General features: G+C 63.8%; 20 protein-coding genes. 8 read left to right on the forward strand and 12 right to left on the reverse strand.

Features of this window, described 5'->3' with window-relative positions; all coding sequences use genetic code 11:
- Positions 1–31: 31 nt before the first annotated feature.
- The 6 genes from AC3FLX_RS02915 to queA all read right to left on the reverse strand — a co-directional run bounded on the left by AC3FLX_RS02915 (position 32) and on the right by queA (position 7,330).
- Positions 32–1,401, reverse strand: a protein-coding gene (locus AC3FLX_RS02915; RefSeq protein ID WP_488693732.1) for an IS3 family transposase whose coding sequence is annotated in 2 segments (ribosomal slippage) — positions 32–933 and positions 933–1,401 — 1,371 coding nt in all. Because the reading frame shifts where the segments join, the coding sequence is not laid out codon by codon here.
- A gap of 88 nt (positions 1,402–1,489) precedes the next feature.
- The gene (gene secF, locus AC3FLX_RS02920) at positions 1,490–2,464 is read right to left on the reverse strand and encodes a protein translocase subunit SecF (protein ID WP_488693734.1); all 975 of its coding nucleotides are present in this window, start codon (positions 2,462–2,464) and stop codon (positions 1,490–1,492) included.
- 24 nt (positions 2,465–2,488) lie between these two features.
- Positions 2,489–4,354 carry a protein translocase subunit SecD gene (secD, locus tag AC3FLX_RS02925; protein ID WP_488693746.1) on the reverse strand — a complete coding sequence of 622 codons (1,866 nt, stop codon included), beginning with the start codon at positions 4,352–4,354 and terminating at the stop codon, positions 2,489–2,491.
- 209 nt (positions 4,355–4,563) lie between these two features.
- The gene (gene yajC / locus AC3FLX_RS02930) at positions 4,564–4,890 is read right to left on the reverse strand and encodes a preprotein translocase subunit YajC (RefSeq protein ID WP_488693748.1); all 327 of its coding nucleotides are present in this window, start codon (positions 4,888–4,890) and stop codon (positions 4,564–4,566) included.
- A gap of 222 nt (positions 4,891–5,112) precedes the next feature.
- On the reverse strand, positions 5,113–6,243 hold the full coding sequence (gene tgt, locus AC3FLX_RS02935; RefSeq protein WP_488693749.1) for a tRNA guanosine(34) transglycosylase Tgt: 1,131 nt from the start codon (positions 6,241–6,243) through the stop codon (positions 5,113–5,115).
- Between the two features lie 34 nt (positions 6,244–6,277).
- Positions 6,278–7,330: a tRNA preQ1(34) S-adenosylmethionine ribosyltransferase-isomerase QueA gene (gene queA / locus AC3FLX_RS02940; protein WP_488693751.1), complete on the reverse strand. Its 1,053-nt coding sequence runs from the start codon at positions 7,328–7,330 to the stop codon at positions 6,278–6,280.
- Between the two features lie 192 nt (positions 7,331–7,522).
- Between queA and recG the strand changes: the two genes are divergently transcribed.
- The 5 genes from recG to ubiA all read left to right on the forward strand — a co-directional run bounded on the left by recG (position 7,523) and on the right by ubiA (position 12,773).
- Positions 7,523–9,709, forward strand: a complete 2,187-nt coding sequence (recG, locus tag AC3FLX_RS02945) for an ATP-dependent DNA helicase RecG (RefSeq protein ID WP_488693752.1) — start codon at positions 7,523–7,525, stop codon at positions 9,707–9,709.
- Positions 9,710–9,821: 112 nt separating this feature from the next.
- Positions 9,822–10,778, forward strand: a complete 957-nt coding sequence (locus tag AC3FLX_RS02950) for a LysR substrate-binding domain-containing protein (RefSeq protein ID WP_488693754.1) — start codon at positions 9,822–9,824, stop codon at positions 10,776–10,778.
- Positions 10,779–11,035: 257 nt separating this feature from the next.
- On the forward strand, positions 11,036–11,221 hold the full coding sequence (locus tag AC3FLX_RS02955) for a hypothetical protein (protein WP_488693755.1): 186 nt from the start codon (positions 11,036–11,038) through the stop codon (positions 11,219–11,221).
- Positions 11,222–11,304: 83 nt separating this feature from the next.
- On the forward strand, positions 11,305–11,790 hold the full coding sequence (locus AC3FLX_RS02960) for a Dps family protein (protein WP_488693757.1): 486 nt from the start codon (positions 11,305–11,307) through the stop codon (positions 11,788–11,790).
- A 98-nt stretch (positions 11,791–11,888) separates the two neighbouring features.
- Positions 11,889–12,773, forward strand: a complete 885-nt coding sequence (gene ubiA / locus AC3FLX_RS02965; RefSeq protein ID WP_488693759.1) for a 4-hydroxybenzoate octaprenyltransferase — start codon at positions 11,889–11,891, stop codon at positions 12,771–12,773.
- Between the two features lie 64 nt (positions 12,774–12,837).
- On the opposite strand, the gene proC is transcribed toward ubiA, so the two are convergent.
- Both proC and AC3FLX_RS02975 read right to left on the reverse strand, forming a co-directional pair.
- Positions 12,838–13,656: a pyrroline-5-carboxylate reductase gene (proC, locus tag AC3FLX_RS02970; protein ID WP_488693761.1), complete on the reverse strand. Its 819-nt coding sequence runs from the start codon at positions 13,654–13,656 to the stop codon at positions 12,838–12,840.
- A gap of 91 nt (positions 13,657–13,747) precedes the next feature.
- Positions 13,748–14,437 carry a YggS family pyridoxal phosphate-dependent enzyme gene (locus tag AC3FLX_RS02975; protein ID WP_488693763.1) on the reverse strand — a complete coding sequence of 230 codons (690 nt, stop codon included), beginning with the start codon at positions 14,435–14,437 and terminating at the stop codon, positions 13,748–13,750.
- A 112-nt stretch (positions 14,438–14,549) separates the two neighbouring features.
- Here AC3FLX_RS02975 and AC3FLX_RS02980 point away from each other — a divergent pair, with 112 nt between their 5' ends.
- The 3 genes from AC3FLX_RS02980 to AC3FLX_RS02990 all read left to right on the forward strand — a co-directional run bounded on the left by AC3FLX_RS02980 (position 14,550) and on the right by AC3FLX_RS02990 (position 17,425).
- Entirely contained in the window at positions 14,550–15,593 is a 1,044-nt protein-coding gene (locus AC3FLX_RS02980; protein ID WP_488693765.1) for a type IV pilus twitching motility protein PilT, read from the forward strand.
- A 132-nt stretch (positions 15,594–15,725) separates the two neighbouring features.
- Entirely contained in the window at positions 15,726–16,865 is a 1,140-nt protein-coding gene (locus AC3FLX_RS02985) for a PilT/PilU family type 4a pilus ATPase (RefSeq protein WP_488693767.1), read from the forward strand.
- Positions 16,866–16,930: 65 nt separating this feature from the next.
- Positions 16,931–17,425, forward strand: coding sequence for a glutathione peroxidase (locus AC3FLX_RS02990; protein ID WP_488693769.1), 495 nt, complete (start codon positions 16,931–16,933; stop codon positions 17,423–17,425).
- Between the two features lie 12 nt (positions 17,426–17,437).
- Here the strand turns inward: AC3FLX_RS02990 and AC3FLX_RS02995 are convergent, their stop codons facing one another.
- The 4 genes from AC3FLX_RS02995 to AC3FLX_RS03010 form a co-directional block, all read right to left on the reverse strand.
- A complete protein-coding gene (locus AC3FLX_RS02995) occupies positions 17,438–18,130 on the reverse strand; it encodes a helix-turn-helix transcriptional regulator (RefSeq protein ID WP_488693770.1) in 693 nt (230 codons plus the stop codon).
- A 7-nt stretch (positions 18,131–18,137) separates the two neighbouring features.
- Positions 18,138–18,542 (reverse strand): VOC family protein, encoded by a 405-nt coding sequence (locus tag AC3FLX_RS03000; RefSeq protein ID WP_488693772.1) that lies wholly within the window; start codon positions 18,540–18,542, stop codon positions 18,138–18,140.
- Between the two features lie 86 nt (positions 18,543–18,628).
- A complete protein-coding gene (locus tag AC3FLX_RS03005; protein ID WP_488693773.1) occupies positions 18,629–19,354 on the reverse strand; it encodes an LrgB family protein in 726 nt (241 codons plus the stop codon).
- Positions 19,351–19,725 (reverse strand): CidA/LrgA family protein, encoded by a 375-nt coding sequence (locus AC3FLX_RS03010; RefSeq protein WP_488693774.1) that lies wholly within the window; start codon positions 19,723–19,725, stop codon positions 19,351–19,353. Before AC3FLX_RS03010 ends, AC3FLX_RS03005 begins: the two co-directional genes overlap by 4 nt.
- Between the last annotated feature and the right edge of the window lie 111 nt (positions 19,726–19,836).

The raw sequence follows: 19,836 nt of genomic DNA on the forward strand, positions 1-19,836 counted from the left end.
TGAACGGACCCCGTAAAGTTGGACGGGTAACTTAGGCCGCCAAGGGCTGAGTTCTGTACTTCACGGGACTCAGCCCTTTTAGTTTGAGCTTGATGCGGTCGTGATTGTAGTAGTGAATGTATTGGCGCAGGCCTTGCTGTAGCTCCTCGACGCTGGCGAACTTGTTCAGGTAGAAGAACTCGGACTTCAGGGTCCCGAAGAAGCTTTCCATAACGGCGTTGTCAAGGCAATTGCCCTTGCGTGACATGCTGGGACGGATATTGCGCTGCTTGAGCATCCGCTGGTAGGCCGGCATCTGGTACTGCCAGCCTTGGTCGGAATGCAGGACCGGCCGGTCCTGCGGACATAGGCGCCGGAACGCTTTCTTCAGCATGCTGCTCACCATCTCGAAGGCCGGCCTGTGGGCGGTCTCGTAGGCGATGATTTCGCCGTTATACAGGTCCAGCACCGGGGAGAGGTACAGTTTCTCGCCAGCCACGTTGAATTCGGTCACGTCGGTTACCCACTTCTGATTCGGACGCCTGGCCCGGAACTGCCGTTGCAGAACGTTGGGCGCGACACGGCCTACCGTGCCCTTGTAGGATCGGTATTTCTTTGGCCGTACCAACGACTTCAGTCCCATCTCGCTCATGAGGCGCTGGACCGTCTTGTGGTTGACGATCATGCCGCTTTGCCGGATTGCTGCTGTGATGCGGCGGTAGCCATAACGGCCCATGTGTCGGTCGAAGAGGTCGCGAATGCGCGCTTTCAGGCCCGCATACTTGTCTTGGGCCTGGAGCACCGCCTGCTGGTAGTAAAACGTGCTGCGCGCCAGCCCCGCCGCCTTCAGTAAGCCGACCAATGGATACTGCTGCCTCAGCTCAAGCACTATTTGCGCTTTTTGGGTTGCGCAGATGTCTTGTTCGCTTGAACCAAGGCGTCGAGCTTTTTTAGATACGCCACCTCCGCGCGCAGGTTCTCGATCTCCTTGAGCAAGTCCTTGCGGGAGCGCTCGTCGTCGGGGACTGGGGTGTCGGTTGCAGGCTTGCGAGGCGTGGCTTGTGGCATCGTCTTGGGGCGCCCGCGAGGTCGGGGCGACAGGGCATCCATACCGCCACTATGATAGCGGCGCTCCCAGACCCCAATGCAGCCAGGGCTGCGAATGTCGAACAAAGCGGCCGTCTGTCCGATCGACAAACCATCTCGCCACATGCGCCGCAGCACCGCCAATCTGAATTCGGCGCTGTAGTGGCTGAATTTTTTGCGCAGCCCGTCTCGGCCATGCTGTCGGTAGCTGGCCACCCAACGCTCCACCAGACTATGGCCAATACCATGCTCGGCTGCGATTGCGTTGAAGCCGGCTCGACCGGCCAGGTACTGCCTTACCACTCTGAGCTTGAATTGCTCATCGTACTTCGCCATGAAAAACACCCCAAAGGTTGGATGGATGTCCAACTTCTGGGGTGCAGTTCAAAGGTGCCTTTTTCTTTTTTGGAATCGCCCAGGCCGCTTAAGCCTGTGCGCCAAAGTTCGGGTCGTTCCGGTCGGTGACGTCGACACCCTTCTTGTCGGACTTGACCAGGTCTTCGCGCTTTACGCCCAGCCACATGGCCAGGGCCGCCGCCACGAACACCGACGAGTAGATACCGAACAGGATACCGACCGTCAGCGCCAGGGCAAAGTAGTGCAGCGTCGGGCCGCCGAAGAAGAACATCGACAGCACCATCATTTCGGTCGAGCCGTGGGTGATGATGGTCCGCGACATCGTGCTGGTGATCGCGTGGTCGATGACCTCATGCGTGCTCATCTTGCGGTACTTGCGGAAGGCCTCACGAATCCGGTCGAAAATCACCACCGACTCGTTCACGGAATAGCCAAGCACCGCCAGGATGGCCGCCAGCACCGACAGCGAGAATTCCCACTGGAAGAACGCAAAGAAGCCCAGGATGATCACCACGTCGTGCAAGTTCGCGATGATGCCGGCCACCGCGAACTTCCATTCGAAGCGGAACGACAGGTAGATCACGATACCGATCACCACGCACAGCAGCGCCAGCAGGCCGTCGGTGGCCAGTTCCTTGCCCACCTGCGGACCCACGAACTCCACGCGTTGCAGCTTCACGTCCGGTGTGGCCGCCGTCAGGGCGCCCATCACCTGCTCGCTCTGCTGCGCCGAGGTCGCGGGCTTGCCGTCCGGACCCTTCTGCAGCGGCAGGCGGATCATCACGTCGCGCGAGGTGCCGAAATTCTGCACCTGCACGTCGGAGTAACCGAGCTTGCCGACTTGTCCGCGGATCTTTTCAAGATCGGCGGTCTGCTGGTAGTTGACCTCCATCACCGTGCCGCCCGTGAATTCGATCGACAGGTGCAGGCCCTTGTGCCAGAGGAAGAAAACAGCGGCGGCAAACGTCAGGAAGGACACCACGTTGAAGATCAACGCGTGCTTCATGAACGGAATGTCGCGCTTGATGCGGAAGAATTCCATGATGTAGTCCTGATGTGTCCTGGCTTACTTGGCCACCGGGGTGTCGGGGTCCGGCTTCCAGATCTGGCCGATGGCCAGGCTCTGAAGCTTCTTCTTGCGGCCGTACCAGAGGTTGACCAGCCCGCGGTTGAAGAACACCGCCGAGAACATCGAAGTCAGAATGCCGAGGCAGTGCACCACCGCGAAGCCGCGCACCGGGCCGGAACCGAAGGCCAGCAGTGCCAGGCCGGCAATCAGCGTGGTCACGTTCGAATCCAGGATGGTGGCCCAGGCGCGCTCGAAGCCGATCGCGATGGCCATCTGCGGCGATGCGCCAGCACGCAGTTCCTCGCGGATCCGCTCGTTGATCAGCACGTTCGCATCGATGGCCATACCCAGCACCAGCGCGATAGCGGCGATGCCGGGCAGCGTCAGCGTGGCTTGCAGCATCGACAGCACGGCTACCAGCAGCAACAGGTTGATACCCAGGGCGGCCACCGAAAACACGCCAAACAGCATGTAGTACAGGACCATGAAGACGGCGATCGCGGCAAAGCCGTACGCCACCGAATCAAAACCCTTCTGGATGTTGTCCGCACCGAGCGACGGGCCGATCGTGCGTTCCTCGATGATTTCCATCGGCGCGGCCAGCGAACCGGCGCGCAGCAGCAGGGCCAGGTCATTGGCCGCTTCGGTCGAGTACGAGCCAGTGATCTGGAAGCTGGAACCGAGTTCGGACTGGATCGTCGCCACGGTCAGCACTTCGCCCTTGCCCTTTTCAAACAGCACGATGCCCATCGGCTTGCCGATGTTCTCGCGCGACACATCGCGCAGCACGCGGCCACCCTGTGCGTCGAGCTTGATGTTCACGGACGGGCGCTGGTTCTGGTCGAAGCCGGCGGAGGCGCTTTCGATGCGGTCGCCGGTAAAGATCACCTGCTTGCGCAGGATCACCGGGGCGCCGTTGCCCTGGGTGAACAGTTCGTCGCCGAACGGTACGGGGTCACCCGGGCGCGGATTGCGCGGGGCGTCCGGGTCGGCCAGGCGGGCTTCCAGCGTGGCCGTGCGGCCGATGATGTCCTTGGCCTTGGCGGTGTCCTGCACGCCCGGCAACTGGACGACGATACGGTCGGAACCCTGTTGCTGGATCACCGGCTCGGCCACGCCGAGTTCGTTCACGCGGTTGTGCAGCGTGGTGATGTTCTGCTTGACGGCCGCGTCCTGCACCGCCTTGCGGGCGGCATCAGTGAAGACGCCCACCACGCTGGTGCCATCGATCGTGAAAGCCAGCTCACGCAGGTTGTCGGCCAGAACACCGCGCGCGCGGTTGGCGTCATCGGCGTTGTTGAAACGCACGGTCAGGCGGTCGCCGTCACGGTCGATACCGGCGTGGCGGATGTTCTTGTCGCGCAGCAGCGTGCGCGTGTCGCCAGACAGGCTGTCGAGCTTCTTGTCGACCGCGCCCTTCATGTCCACCTGCAGCAGGAAGTGCACGCCACCGCGCAGGTCCAGGCCCAGGTACATCGGCAGCGCGTGCATGGAGGTCAGCCAGCGCGGGGAGCCGGACAGCAGGTTCAGCGCGACCACGTAGGTGGGGTCGTTGGCGTCCGGATTCAGCGAGCGGGACAGCACGTCCTTGGCCTTGAGCTGCTCGTCCGTCGTGCGGAAGCGCGCCTTGACGGAGCCGGACTGGCCCGCCACGTCAAAGAACAGGCCGTCAGGCTGCAGCTGGTTCTGCGCCAGGATCTCTTCAACCTGCTTCTGCATGGACAGGTCGACCTTGACCGTGGCCTTGGCCGACGATACCTGGACAGCGGGGGCCTCACCGAAGAAGTTCGGCAGGGTGTAGATGATGCCGATGGCCAGGGCCACCAGAATCACGATGTATTTCCAAAGCGGATAGCGGTTCATCTTTGGCCAGTCATTGCGGTTGGCATGCCGACAAGTCGCGCAAAACGCGCGCCGGTTCGGCGGACCGGTTGGCAAACAGCCGCCTGGCAGCCCTGTCATGGGTCCGGGAGGACCCTGGGAGCTGATTCAGGCGGCTGCGCGGGGCAAGGTCAGCGGAGCGTCGGGCGCCACATGACACCTGCCCGGATCAGGCTGGAGAGATCGTCCGATCAGAGCGACTTCAGCGAGCCCTTCGGCAGCACGGTGGTCACGGCGTTCTTTTGCACGGTGATTTCCGTGCCTTCCGCCACTTCCAGCGTTACGTAGTTTTCGTTGACCTTGGTCACACGACCCAGGATGCCACCGGCGGTCACGACTTCGTCGTTCTTGGCCAGCGCTTCCAGCATGGCCTTCGATTCCTTCTGGCGCTTCATCTGCGGGCGGATCATGATGAACCACAGCACCGCGAACATCAGGATGATCGGCAGGAAGCTCATCAGGCCACCGGCCGCGCCGCTGGCACCAGCGGTCTGCGCAAAAGCGTTCGAAATCAGCACGTTACTTCTCCGTCACAAAGGTCAATCAGGGAATCGGGCATTCTATCACCCGGTTGTTGTCCCGCCTTGGCATTCTAGGGCGAATTACGGGTTTGTTCGGGGTGCTTTGCAAGTACTTTGCAGACGTTGCGGAAGACGCCCCGGACAGACCCGTCGCGGGCAGTAATTCGACCAGCAGACGCCAAAAAGTTCGCCTGCCTGTCTTGTCTTCAAAACATTGCGCTATTTGGTGCCGCGCGCGCGGTTTTCGGCGAACTGGCGGCGGAACGCCTCGAAGCGGTGCTCCTCGATGGCGGTGCGCATTTCGCGCATCAGCTCCAGGTAGTAATAGAGGTTGTGGATCGTGTTCAGGCGCGCGCCCAGGATTTCGCCAACGCGGTGCAGGTGATGCAGATACGCGCGCGAGAAATTGCGGCAGGTGTAGCAGCCGCACTGCTCGTCCAGCGGGCGCGGATCGTTGCGGTGCGCCGCATTGCGGATCTTTACGTCGCCAAAGCGTGTGAACAGCCAGCCATTTCGGGCATTTCGCGTCGGCATCACGCAATCGAACATGTCCACGCCGTGCGCGACGCCGGCCACCAGGTCTTCCGGCGTGCCCACGCCCATCAGGTAGTGCGGCTTGTGAGCCGGCAGGCGCGGACCCACGTGCTCCAGGACGCGCATCATGTCTTCCTTGGGCTCGCCCACGGAGAGGCCGCCGATCGCATAGCCGTGGAAGTCCAGCTCGGACAGCCCGGCCAGCGATTCGTCGCGGAGGTCCTCGAACATGCCGCCCTGCACGATACCGAACAGCGCATTCGGATTGGCCAGCCGCTCGAATTCGTCGCGCGACCGCTTGGCCCAGCGCAGGCTCATGCGCATCGAACGGGCGGCTTCGTCGTGCGTGGCCGGGCGGCCGTCGATCTCATATGGCGTGCACTCGTCGAACTGCATGACGATGTCCGAATTGAGCGTGCGCTGGATCTGCATCGAGATCTCGGGCGACAGGAACAGCTTGTCGCCGTTCACCGGCGAGGCGAACGTGACGCCTTCTTCCGTGATCTTGCGCAGTTCACCGAGCGAAAAGACCTGGAAGCCGCCGGAGTCGGTCAGGATGGGCTTGTCCCAGCCGATGAACTTGTGCAGGCCTTTGTGGGTTTCGACGACGTCCAGCCCGGGGCGCAGCCACAGATGGAACGTGTTGCCCAGGATGATCTGGGCACCAATCTCGTTCAGTTCCAGCGGCGACATCGCCTTGACCGATCCGTAGGTGCCCACGGGCATGAAGATCGGCGTTTCCACCACGCCGTGGTTCAGCGTGACACGGCCTCGGCGCGCGTTGCCATCGGTGGTCAGCAGTTCGAAATTAAGCATGTTTCTGTTCTCGAAATCGGTCGGTCGCGCCGGATCAGTCGCGGCGGCTCAGCAGCATGGCGTCGCCGTAGCTGAAGAATCGGTAGCGTTGGTCGACCGCATGGCGGTAGGCCGCACGGATCGCTTCCACGCCCGCCAGGGCCGACACCAGCATCAGCAGCGTCGACTTGGGCAGGTGGAAGTTCGTGATCAGCGCGTCCACCGCGCGGAAGCGGTAGCCGGGGGTAATGAAGATGTCGGTGTCGCCGTTGCCCGCCTCCAGCGTGCCATCCTCGGCCGCGGCCGATTCCAGCGCGCGTAGCGACGTGGTGCCCACCGCGATCACGCGGCCGCCACGGGAGCGGGTTTCGCGCACGGCATCGGCCAGTTCCGGGGTGATCGCGTACCACTCCGAGTGCATCTTGTGCTCGGACAGGTTTTCGGTGCGCACCGGCTGGAACGTGCCCGCGCCGACATGCAGCGTCAGGAAGGCGCGCCGGACCCCAGCCGCGTCAAGCCGGGCGAACAGCGCGTCATCGAAATGCAGGCCGGCCGTGGGCGCGGCCACCGCCCCCGGATTGCGGGCGTACACGGTCTGATAGCGCGTTTCGTCGTAGGCGTCGGGGTCATGCGTGATGTAGGGCGGCAGCGGCAGCCGGCCGTAGCGTTCGATCAGATCGAGTGCCGGTTCGGGAAAGCGCAGCGTGAAGAACTGGTCCACGCGCGGCCCCACCGTGACCGAGAACGCGTCGTCGGCAAGCTGGAGCTGGCTGCCTTCGGCGGGCGTTTTCGAGGCACGCACCTGGGCCAGCACCGTGTGCGTGTCCAGCACGCGCTCGACCAGCACTTCGATGCGGCCGCCGCTGGGCTTCTGGCCGAAGAAGCGCGCCTTGATCACGCGAGTGTCGTTGAAGACCAGCAGGTCGTTGGGACCCAGGTATTCGAGGATGTCGCTGAATGCGCGATCCACCAGCCGCACCGCGTCGGCGGTGTCTTCCGGGGTTGTCCGTTCCACCACCAGCAGGCGGCTGGCGCTGCGGTCGGGCAGGGCGGACTGCGCGATCAGCTCGGGTGGCAGCGGGAAATCGAAATCGGACAGGGTCAGCATGGGCTCAGCGGGGCAAAACAAGGGCAATACCAAAGCAATACCAAAAGCAATACGAGCCGGTGGCTGCAGCCCGAACGGGGTGCAGCCGCAGTCATCGGTACGGCATGGGTACAATCGGCGAATCCGACATTGTAAGGCTTGGGCGCCCGGCTTCGCCCGTGCCCCGCTTGTGAACCCCATATTCCCGCGCTGATGCCAGGCACCGCCACCGACCCGATTGACGAACCCGCCCCGACCGCCGAAAAGCCGGCCCGGCGTGCCGCCGCCAAGGCCGACGCCAACGCCGACCCTAAGGCCGACCCCAAGGCCAAGCCCTCCTCCGCGATGGCCAGGCTGGCCAAGCTCGGCCTGCGGCGCCCGGTCGACCTGGTGCTGCACCTGCCTCTGCGCTATGAGGACGAGACCACGCTGGAGCCGATCCGCGATGCCATCCGCCGCGCGGGCATGGGCCTGGCCGCGCAGGTGGAAGGCGACGTGATTTCGAACGAGGTCACCTTCCGCCCCCGCCGCCAGCTCGTGGTGAAGGTGGCCGACGATACCGGCGAGCTCACGCTGCGGTTCATCAATTTCTACGGCAGCCAGACCAAGCTGATGGCCGAAGGTGTCAGGCTGCGTGTCCGTGGTGAGATCCGTGGCGGGTTCTTTGGGGCGGAGATGGTCCACCCGACCGTACGCGCCGTGATACCCGACGAGCCGCTGCCGGAACGCCTGACGCCGGTCTATCCGGCCACGGCGGGTATTTCGCAAGCCTATCTGCGCAAGGCCATCGGCGGCGCCATGTCGCGCACGCCCATGCCTGAAACGCTGCCGCAGCCCATCCTGCGCGGGCCGCTGGCGCAGTTGAAGCTGCCGCCGCTGATCGATTGCCTGCGCCTGCTGCACAACCCGCCGCCGCAGGAAAGCGAGGCCGCGCTGGCCGACCGGTCGCATCCGGCGTGGGTCCGCATCAAGTTCGATGAATTGCTGGCGCAGCAAATCTCGCTGCGCCGCTCGCAGGCTGCTCGCAAGGAGAAGAATGCGCCGTCGATGCCGCGTCGCGACGATGGGCTGCTGACGCGCTTTCTGGCGGCGCTGCCGTTCAGGCTGACCGGCGCCCAGGCGCGCGTCGTCGAGGAAATCGCGGCCGACATGGTGCTGCCCCACCCGATGCACCGCCTGTTGCAGGGCGACGTGGGCAGCGGCAAGACCATTGTGGCCGCGCTGGCGGCCTGCCAGGCCATCGACGCCGGCTATCAGGCCGCGCTGATGGCGCCGACCGAAATCCTGGCCGAGCAACACTTCCGCAAGCTGTCGGCGTGGCTGGAGCCTCTGGGCGTGCCAGTGGTCTGGCTTGCCGGCAGCCTCAAGGCCAAGGCCAAGCGCGAGGCCGTGGCGCGCGCCGAGTCGGGCGAAGCAAAGCTGGTGATCGGTACCCATGCGCTGATTCAGGACGGCGTGAAGTTTGCCAACCTTGGTCTAGCCGTGGTCGATGAGCAGCATCGTTTTGGCGTGGCGCAGCGGCTGGCGCTGCGTGGCAAGGCGGCGGAGGGCGACCAGCCGAAGCCGGCGGACGAGAAAGTGCCGCACCAGCTGATGATGTCCGCCACGCCGATTCCACGCACGCTGGCGATGACTTACTACGCGGATCTCGACGTATCCGTGATCGACGAACTGCCTCCCGGCCGCACGCCGATCGTCACGCGCCTGGTCAACGACGCACGGCGCGACGAGGTAATCGAGCGCGTGCATCACGCCGCGGCGGAAGGGCGCCAGGTCTACTGGGTGTGTCCGCTGATCGAGGAAAGCGAGGCGCTGCAGCTGCAGACCGCCCAGGAAACCTATGAAACGCTGATGGCCGCGCTGCCCGACCTGCGTGTCGGGCTGGTTCACGGCCGCCTGCCGCCGGCCGAAAAGGCGGCCGTGATGGAAGATTTCACCGCCAACCGGCTTCAGGTGCTGGTGGCCACCACCGTGATCGAGGTGGGCGTGGACGTGCCCAATGCCTCGCTGATGGTGATCGAGCATGCCGAGCGCTTTGGCCTGGCGCAGTTGCATCAGTTGCGCGGCCGGGTCGGGCGCGGCAGCGCGGAATCGGTCTGCCTGCTGATGTACCAGGCGCCGTTGTCACCGACAGCGCGTGAACGCCTGGCGACGATGCGCGAAACGACCGATGGCTTTGAGATTGCCCGCCGCGACCTGCAAATTCGCGGACCCGGCGAGTTTCTGGGGGCGCGGCAGTCGGGCGAGGCCATGTTGCGTTTTGCCGATCTGGAAACGGACGCCTGGCTGGTGGACTATGCGCAGGAGGCGGCCGAACTGATGCTGGCGCGATTCCCGGAGGCGGTCGAAGCACATCTGTCGCGATGGCTCGGCGGACGCGAGCACTTTCTGAAGGCGTAGGCGCCACTTCTGATTTGTCAGAAAAAGTGCTTCAGAACTGACATTGCTTCGGCGATCTGACAGACGCTGCAATCGAAGCTAAAATCTATCGCCTAACCGGATTTGATTAATCATGACGCTCACCGAACTCAAGTACATCGTTGCCGTAGCGCGCGAGCGCCATTTCGGCCGGGCGGCCGAGGCGTGCTTCGTTTCGCAGCCGACGCTGTCGGTTGCCATCAAGAAGCTGGAAGATGAGCTGACCGTGCAGATTTTCGAGCGCGGCACGTCTGAGGTGTCGGTGACGGCCATCGGCGAACAGATCGTGGCGCAGGCGCAGCGCGTGCTCGAGCAGACGATGGCAATTCGTGAAATCGCCAAGCAGGGCAAGGACCCGCTGGCCGGTCCGCTGCGCGTGGGCGTGATTTACACGATCGGACCGTATCTGCTGCCGGCACTGGTCAAGCAGATGATCGACACCGTCCCGCAGATGCCGCTGATGCTGCAGGAAAACTACACGAACAAGCTGATCGAGCTGCTCAAGCAGGGCGAGATCGATTGCGCGATCATGGCCGAGCCGTTCCCGGATTCGGGTCTGACCGTGCGCCCGCTCTACGACGAACCGTTCGTGGTGGCCGTGCCGCGCGGACACAAGCTGGCCGAGCAGAGCATGGTCGACCCCGATGAACTGAAGCAGCAAACCATGCTGCTGCTGGGCAGCGGCCACTGCTTCCGCGACCATGTGCTGGGCGTTTGTCCTGAACTGTCGCGCTTCTCGCAGGCGGCGGACGGCATCCAGAAGACGTTCGAAGGCTCGTCGCTCGAAACCATCCGGCACATGGTGGCCAGCGGTGTCGGTATCACGGTGCTGCCGCGCACTTCGGTGCCCGATCTCAAGCCGCGCAACGACATGCTGTCCTACGTCCCGTTTGCCGATCCCGTGCCCGATCGCCGCGTGGTCCTGGCCTGGCGCAAGAGCTTCACACGGCTGCCGGCGATGGATGCGCTGGCCAATGCCGTGGCGGCATGCGACCTGCCCGGCGTGCGCAAGATTGGCGATGCCCAGGCTGTGGAGGCGGTTGCCGCCTGACGCGCGCCGGCCTTTTTCGCAGAACACCGAGACGGCAGGGGAGACCCTGCCGTTTTGCTTTTCCGCGTTTCCAGCGTTTGCCAGCGTTCTCCAAAGCACCAAAACCTTGCCCACCACGCGGGTATAGCTATCGCCTATTTGATAGTTTTAAATAATCAAATAGTCACTTCGATAGCGTCTGGCTAGACTTCGTCCATCGGGTCGCAGGCATGCCAGGCGGATGTGCCGGACCCCGCAAACGGACGTGGAGATTCATCATGGCAATGCTCGATCTTTTCGTAAGCGAATTCCGGCAGTTGCGCGCCGCCGCGGTGCAAGCGGGCGATGCTGGGCGCTTGCAACGCAAGGTGGTACGCAAGGAAATCGGCATGGCTGTCGTGGCATTGGGCGCGATGGTCATGTTCCTTGATGCCGCACGGGGACTGTCCGTCCTTGTGACTTGAACCTGATACGATAATGGCCGCTGCTCGTCTGCCTTGCGCGGACGGTCGATCCTCGTGGCCTGACCAGAATGGAGCTTAAAAAAATGGCAAAGAAGAATGAGATGAGCGTGAACATCGGTATTTCGGACAAGGAACGCAAGAAGATCGCGGAAGGCCTGAGCAAGCTGCTGGCCGATACCTACACCCTCTATCTCAAGACCCATAACTTCCACTGGAATGTGACGGGCCCGATGTTCAACACGCTGCATACCATGTTCGAGACGCAATACACCGAACTGGCACTGGCCGTTGATGCCATCGCCGAGCGTATCCGTGCGCTGGGCTACCCGGCACCGGGCACGTACAAGGAATACGCGAAGCTGTCGTCGATCGCCGAGGAAGAGGGCGTGCCCGAAGCCACCGAGATGATCCGCAAGCTCGTGGAAGGCCAGGAGGCCGTGGTGCGCACCGCGCGCTCGCTGTTCCCGGTCATCGACGCCGCGGGTGACGAGCCGTCGGCCGACCTGCTGACCCAGCGCATGCAGACGCACGAGAAGACTGCGTGGATGCTGCGCTCGCTGCTGGCCTGATCCGCATCATGCCCGTTACCGGTTGAACCGGTTCAACGCGCCTCGGTCCCGCGCCGAGGCGCGTTTTTGCTTGGTATTACCTGAAGTCCGCCTCCGCCATGTCCCATCCCTCCACCGCCCCCCATCATCCGAGCCGACTGGCGCTGTACGCGCGACTGGTCCGCATCGACAAGCCAATCGGCACGCTGCTGCTGCTGTGGCCCACGCTCTGGGCGATGTGGATGGCAGCCGGCGGGACGCCGTCCTGGCAGATTTTCTGGATCTTCTTTGCCGGCACTTTCCTGATGCGTTCGGCGGGCTGCGCCATCAACGACTGGGCCGATCGCGATTTCGACAAGCATGTGAAGCGCACCAAGGAGCGGCCGCTGACCGCCGGGCTGATCGCCAGCTGGGAAGCGCTGGCCGTGGCCGCCGTGCTGGCGCTGATCGCGTTCGCGCTGATCCTGCCGCTGAACGGGCTGACCAAGTGGCTGGCCGTGGTGGCGGCGGTGCTGGCCGGTACCTACCCGTTCTTCAAGCGTTTCTTTGCGATCCCGCAGGCGTACCTGGGTATCGCCTTCGGGTTTGGCATTCCGATGTCGTTCGCCGCCATCCAGGGGCAGGTGCCGTTCGTTGCCTGGCTGATGCTGCTGGGGAACGTGTTCTGGGCCGTGGCGTACGACACGGCCTATGCGATGGTCGACCGTGACGACGACCTGCTGCTCGGCATGAAGACGTCGGCCATCACGTTCGGGCGCTTTGACGTGGCCGCAATCATGATCTGCTATGCGGCCTTCCTGGGATTGATGGCCTGGACGGGTGTACTGCTCGACCTGGGCTGGCCGTTCTACGCCGGTCTGGCGGCCGCGGCGGTCCTGGCGGGCTACCACTACACGCTGATCAAGGATCGTGACCGGATGAAGTGCTTTGCCGCGTTCCGGCATAACAACTGGCTTGGGGCCTGTGTGTTCGCGGGGACGTTCGCGGCTTATCTACTGAAGTAGAAGACCGGCGGTTCTTTTTTCCCCTCTCCCATTCATGGAAGAGGGAAGAGGGGGCATTCCCACCTCAGTCCTTGCCGAATTCCGCGCCCATCTCCCGGCCACGCGCGGCGGCCGCGTGCATCGCCTTGACGAAGGCATCCTTCATGCCGCTGGCTTCCATCGACGTCAGCGCGGCGTAGGTCGTGCCGCCCTTGGACGTCACACGTTCGCGCAGCAGCGAAACGGGCTCGGCCGACTGTGCGGCCAGCGCTGCCGCGCCACGGAACGTTTCCACGGCCAGCTCGCGGCCTTGCTCGGCGGACAGTCCCATTTCCGTGGCTGCGCGCTCCATTGCTTCGATGAAATAGAACACGTAGGCGGGGCCGCTGCCCGAAATCGCCGTAACGGCATCGATCTGATCGTCGTTGTCCACCCAGACGCACTGGCCCACGGCCTCGGCCACGGCGGTGGCAATGCTTCGGTCCTTGTCGGACACGCCCGGCGCCGCGGCCAGCCCCGTCATGCCCATGCCGGCCAGCGCCGGGGTATTCGGCATGGCGCGCACCAGCCGGCTGCGTCCCAGCCAGCGGGCCATGTCCTGCAGCCGGATGCCGGCCGCCACGCTGATGATCAGGTTGTCGGCCAGCAGCGGCACCAGCGGGGCGATTGCGTCGCGGTATTGCTGTGGCTTGACGGCCAGCACGATCACGTCGCTGGCGCCGAAGGCGGCATCCGGCGCGGCCAGCGCCTGCACGCCGCTTTGCGCCAGCCGTTGGCGCGCATCTTCAAAGGGGTCGACCACGCGGATCGCGCCACCCGGCACGCCGCGGGCCATCAGGCCGCCAATCAGGGCGGAGGCCATGTTGCCGCCGCCGAGGAAGCCGAAGGTGAGGGAATCGAGCATCAAGTTTCCTGGTCTGCCAGCGCGATACGTGTCGGCTGGCGTTTTCATGTCATGGTCCTTGCGGGGACTGCGCGGACCCTGGCGGCAGCGATCAGTGCCGCGCGCCGAATATCGCGGTGCCGATGCGCACCAGCGTGGCGCCCTCGGCAATGGCCGCGTCCATGTCGGCGGACATCCCCATCGAGAGCGTGTCCACCTTTAGCCCGGATTGGCGCAGTTGATCAAGCAACGCACGAAGGGCGGCAAACGGTTGACGCTGCGCGGCGGGGTCCGATGCGGGCGCCGGAATCGCCATCAGGCCGCGCAACTGCAGGTTGGGCAGGCGGGCGATGGCCTGGGCCAGCGCCGGCACCTCCGCCGGCGCCACGCCGCTCTTGGTGTCTTCATCGCTGATATTGACCTGGATGCAGACCTGCAGCGGCGGCAGTCCGGCCGGCCGCTGGGCGGACAGCCGTTCCGCGATCTTCAGGCGGTCGATCGCATGAACCCAGTCGAATTGCTCAGCCACCGGCCGCGTCTTGTTACTTTGCAGGGGGCCGATGAAATGCCACTGGATCTGGCTGCGCAGGTCGTCCAGCGCGGCGATCTTGTCCACCCCCTCCTGGACGTAATTCTCGCCAAATGCCCGCTGGCCGGCGTCGAATGCCTCGCGCACGCGGTCCGGCGAAACCGTCTTGGAAACCGCCAGCAGCGTGACGCCGGAAGGGGCCCTGCCGGCTTGTTGTGTGGCCGCCGCGATGTCATTTTTCACGGCTTGCAAGTTGGCGGCGATTACAGACATAATCCAGCGGAAATATTCAAAGAAGTACAACTAGAAGTACAACAATAAACCTGTGAAGACCCGGCGAATGGCTCTTTCCTGCCAGGGTCTCTTTAGGGTGGGGTCATTATAGATGGACATCGCACAGCTTCTGGCCTTCGCGGTCAAGAACAAGGCTTCCGATCTTCACCTCTCGGCAGACATGCCGCCGATGGTGCGTATTCACGGGGACATGCGCCGCATCAACGTCGCGGCAATGACGCACAAGGACGTCCACGCCATGGTGTACGACATCATGAGCGACGTTCAGCGCAAATCCTACGAAGAACGTCTCGAGGTCGATTTCTCATTCGAAATTGCCGGCCTGTCCCGTTTTCGGGTCAACGCCTATAACACCCAGCGCGGTGCGGCGGCGGTTTTCCGGACGATTCCGTCCAAGGTGCTGACGCTCGACGACCTGCACGCGCCCGCGGTGTTTGGCGATCTGTGCATGAAGCCGCGCGGCCTGGTGCTGGTGACCGGGCCAACCGGCTCGGGCAAGTCCACCACGCTGGCGGCGATGGTCGATCATCGCAACGATAACGACATGGGCCACATCCTCACGGTGGAGGACCCGATCGAATTCGTGCACAACTCCAAGAAGAGCCTGATCAACCAGCGCGAGCTTGGACCCCACACGCACTCGTTTGCCAACGCGCTGCGTTCGGCACTGCGTGAAGACCCGGACGTGATTCTCGTGGGCGAATTGCGTGACCTGGAAACGATTCGCCTGGCACTGACCGCCGCGGAAACCGGCCACCTTGTCTTCGCCACGCTGCACACGAGTTCTGCCGCCAAGACGATCGACCGTGTGGTTGACGTGTTCCCGCCCGAGGAAAAGGACATGGTTCGCACCATGCTGTCCGAATCGCTCGAAGCGGTGATCTCACAGACGCTGCTCAAGACGCGCGACGGTAACGGCCGGACGGCGGCGCACGAGATCATGATCGCCACGCCCGCCATCCGCCACCTGATCCGCGAGAACAAGATCGCGCAGATGTACTCGATGATGCAGACGTCGAGCGGCATGGGCATGCAGACGCTGGACCAGTGCCTGGGCGACCTGATCAAGCGCGGCATGATCAACTACAACGACGCCAGGGCGATTGCGAAGAACCCTGACGCCTTCATGGGCTAGGACACCGCTTCAGGCTGGTTCTGACGTCGTTGTGAGGTCTTGCCGTACAGCTTGTCCTGTCGGCGGCCGCGCGCCCGGCCAGAACCGTATCGCTTCACCCTGAAACGGTTTCCAGGCAAATAAGGAAAGAGCATGCTCGACCGCGAATCCGCATCGAAGTACATCAACGACCTGCTCGAGCTGATGGTGAACAACCGTGGCTCGGACCTGTTCATCACCTCGGAATTCCCGCCTGCCATCAAGGTCGACGGCAAGATCACGCCGGTGTCGCAGCAGCCGCTGAATCCCACGCAGGCGCTGGGCCTGGTGCGTTCGATCATGAACGAGCGCCAGGTGAAGGAATTCGACGACTCGCGCGAGTGCAACTTCGCCATCACGGCGCCCAACGCGGGGCGCTTCCGGGTGTCCGCGTTCATCCAGCAGGGCCGCGCCGGTATGGTGGTGCGTACCATCAATACGCGTATCCCGACGGTGGGAGACCTGGACCTGCCGCAGTCGCTGCATGAGATCGTCATGTCCAAGCGCGGCCTGGTCATCGTCACCGGGGCGACGGGTTCGGGCAAGTCCACGTCGCTGGCGGCGATGCTCGATCACCGCAACGCACACTCGTACGGTCACATCATCACGATCGAGGACCCGATCGAATACGTGCATGCGCACCAGAACTGCATCGTCACGCAGCGCGAGGTGGGCATTGACACCGAGTCGTGGCACGTGGCGCTGAAGAACACGCTGCGCCAGGCGCCGGACGTGATCCTGATCGGCGAAATCCGCGACCGCGAAACGATGGAATACGCGATGCAGTATGCCGAAACGGGCCACCTGTGCCTGGCCACGCTGCACGCGAACAACGCCAACCAGGCGATTGACCGGATCGTCAACTTCTTCCCCGAGGAAAAGCGCCAGCAACTGCTGATCGACCTGTCGCTGAACCTCAAGGCAATGATCTCGCAGCGCCTGTTGCCGCGCGCCGGCCGCAAGGGCCGCGTGCCGGCCGTCGAGATCATGATCGGCACGCCGCTGGTGGCCGACCTGATCTTCAAGGGCGAGATCCACGAGCTCAAGGAAGTCATCAAGAAATCGCGCGAGCAAGGGATGATCTCGTTCGACCAGGCGCTGTTCGAACTGTACGAAGAAGAGAAGATCACATACGAGGACGCGCTCAAGAATGCCGACTCGCTCAATGACCTGCGCCTGATGATCAAGCTTCATAGCGCACGCCATCGGGATTCCGACCTCGGCGCCGGTACCGAGCATCTGAACGTGATCTGACGCTGGCCGGACGCAAACGGCGGGGCGCGGTATCCTTGCGCCCATCACTATTCAGGAGACCGACAATGAGCAACGTCTACCAGTTCGAAGCCAGCTCGCTGGCGGGCCAGCCGGTGCCGCTGACAGAATTCCAGGGCAAGGTACTGCTGATCGTCAATACGGCCAGCGAATGCGGGTTCACGCCGCAGTACGCCGGGTTGCAGACGCTGCAGGACACTTACCAGACGCGCGGTTTCGATGTGCTGGGTTTTCCGTGCAACCAGTTCGGCAAGCAGGAGCCGGGTGACGCCGAGCAGATCGGCGCGTTCTGCGAGTCGCGCTTCCATGTCACGTTTCCGATGTTCGGCAAGATCGACGTGAACGGCGCCGACGCTCATCCGCTCTACAAGTGGCTGACATCGGAAAAGCCCGGCCTGCTGGGTACGCAGGCGATCAAATGGAATTTCACCAAATTCCTGCTGCGCCGCGACGGCACGATCTTCAAGCGCTACGCGCCGACCACCAAGCCCGAAGAAATCCGCGGCGATATCGAGACGCTGCTGAACGACCCAGGCGCCTGAGCCGCTGAAGTTTCAGCCGTGCGAGTCCGCACGGACCGCGCGCAGGAAACCGTTGAGCGAGCGCTCCGGCGTTTCATGAAATCGCTCGGCGAGCATCGTCAGTTTGCGGCAGCGGTCGAGCCGGAAGCTGCGGTAATCCTCGCGCGCGGTGCACCACGCCGCCACCAGCCAGACATTCCCCCAGAAAAACAGGCCGAGCGGCTGCACCACGCGCACGGTATCGCGCTGCTGCGCGTCGCTGTAGTCGATCTGAAGCAGCCGCTGCGCGCCGATGGCCGAGTGCACGATGTCGAACGCCTCGCGCACCGCCGGCTGGTTGGCATACTCGGGCGCGAAAATGCGGCTCTGTTGCGCGGCCAGTCGCCGTTGCGGCGGCAGGGCGGCCATCAGTTTTTCCAGCGACGGATCGGCCGCGGCGGCGAGCGCGCCACCGCCCCAGGCCTTGAGCAGGCGCAGGCCGGCCACCATCGCCTCGACTTCCATCGACGTGAACATCAGCGGCGGCACGTCGTAATCGGGCCGCAGGCGGTAGCCGATGCCGGCTTCGCCCTCCACGGGCACGCCCGATAGCGACAAGGCCTGGATATCGCGGTAGACCGTGCGTTCGGAGACGCCGAGCCGCTGGGCCAGCAGTGCCGCTGTGGTCAGACGGCGCCCCCGCAGAACCTGCACGATCTGGAAGAGTCGGTCGGCGCGTCGGCTCATGGCGGCGTCAGTGCGTGGTGTCGGCGGTGGCGTGGATGACGGCCGGTTCGTGCAGGCCGATCCGGTTGCCTTCGCTGTCGGTGATATGGGCAAAGCGGCCCATGTTGTCGGGCAGCTGAACGGGGCCGCGTACGGTGCGGCCGCCGGCGTAGGTCACGCGCGCAAGCACATCGTCGAGTTGCGGAGCGTTGAAGTATGGCACCGCGCCGTAGAACGCGCTCGACCGGTACTGCTCGCCGCGCACCAGCGCACCCGACGATTCCGCATGGGTGAACACCGCCAGATCCACGTCGCCGATGGTTTCGCTGCGCAGCGGATGCTCGAATACGGTCTCGTAGAACTGCATCGCGCGCTTCATATCGGTCACCGGAATTTCCAGCCAGTTGACCAGTGCATTGGACGGATTGGCCATGTGGCGCTCCTCATCATCGTCTTGTCGGGAGAACGGATGATGCGCGGAGGCTCCTGACAGCGTGCTGTCAGGAGCCTGTCAGGGTGTCAGCGGGGCATCCAGGTGGCGATTACGGGTACCAGGATTGCGGTCAGCACGCCGTTCAGGCCCATGCCCAGCGCCGCGAACGCGCCGGCTTCCTGGCTGACCTGGAACGCGCGCGCCGTACCGATGCCGTGCGCGGCCACGCCGGTGGCGAAGCCGCGCACCGTGTAGTCGCGCACGCGCAGCAGGTTCAGCAGGCCGGTGGCACTGACCGCGCCGATGATGCCGGTTGCCATCACCAGGACGGCCGTCAGCGACGGCAAGCCGCCAATCTTTTCGGATACACCCATCGCAATCGGAATCGTCACCGACTTCGGCGCCAGCGAGCGGACGACTTCAGGCGACGCGCCCAGCAGGTAGGCAATGCCAACCGCCGAAACCACGGCGGCCACCGAGCCCGCCAGCAGGCCGGCCAGCAGCGGCAGCACATTGCTGCGCAGCTTCGGCAACTGTGTGTAGAGCGGCACGGCCAGCGCCACGGTGGCCGGACCCAGCAGAAAGTGCACAAACTGCGCGCCATCGAAGTATGTCTTGTATGGCGTGCCCGTGACGGTCAGTACCGTGACCAGGATGGCCACGGAGATCATCACCGGGTTGGCCAGCGGCGAAAACCTGGCGCGTTCGTAGATGCGAAACGCGAACACGTAGGCGATCAGCGTGGCCGTGAGGCCGATCAGCGGGCTCGCGGCCAGGTACACCCAGATTTCATTGAGTCGCGGCGACATCATGGCTGGACTCCAATGTCGGACGGCTGCTCCGCGGGGGGCTTGCGCATCAGGGCATGCGTGACCAGTGCCGTGACGGCGATGGCTACCCAGGTGGAGATGACAAGGGCGATGACGATCGGCATCCATTCGCTGCCAATGCGGTTGGCATGCACCATGATGCCGACGCCCGCCGGCACGAACAGCAGCGACAGGTGTTTAAGCAGTTCGCTGGCCGAGCCCTGGATCACGGGCAGCAGCCGGTTGTCGAATACCAGCCAGCCGAACAGCAGGAGCATGCCGATCACCGGACCGGGCACGGGCAGGCGCAGCGCGTAGCTGATTACCTCACCGACGGTCTGGAAGACCAGCAGGATGGCAAAAGTCTGAAGCATGGGGGCAGCTTGGAGAGACCAAGTGGGACAGAATGTGCCGACATGGTACTCCCGTACAAGATGCGTGCAAGATCAGGCATCAATCCGGCCCAGGTTTCTCCGGTGCCGATT

The organism is Cupriavidus sp. 291-E7, assembly GCF_057798835.1.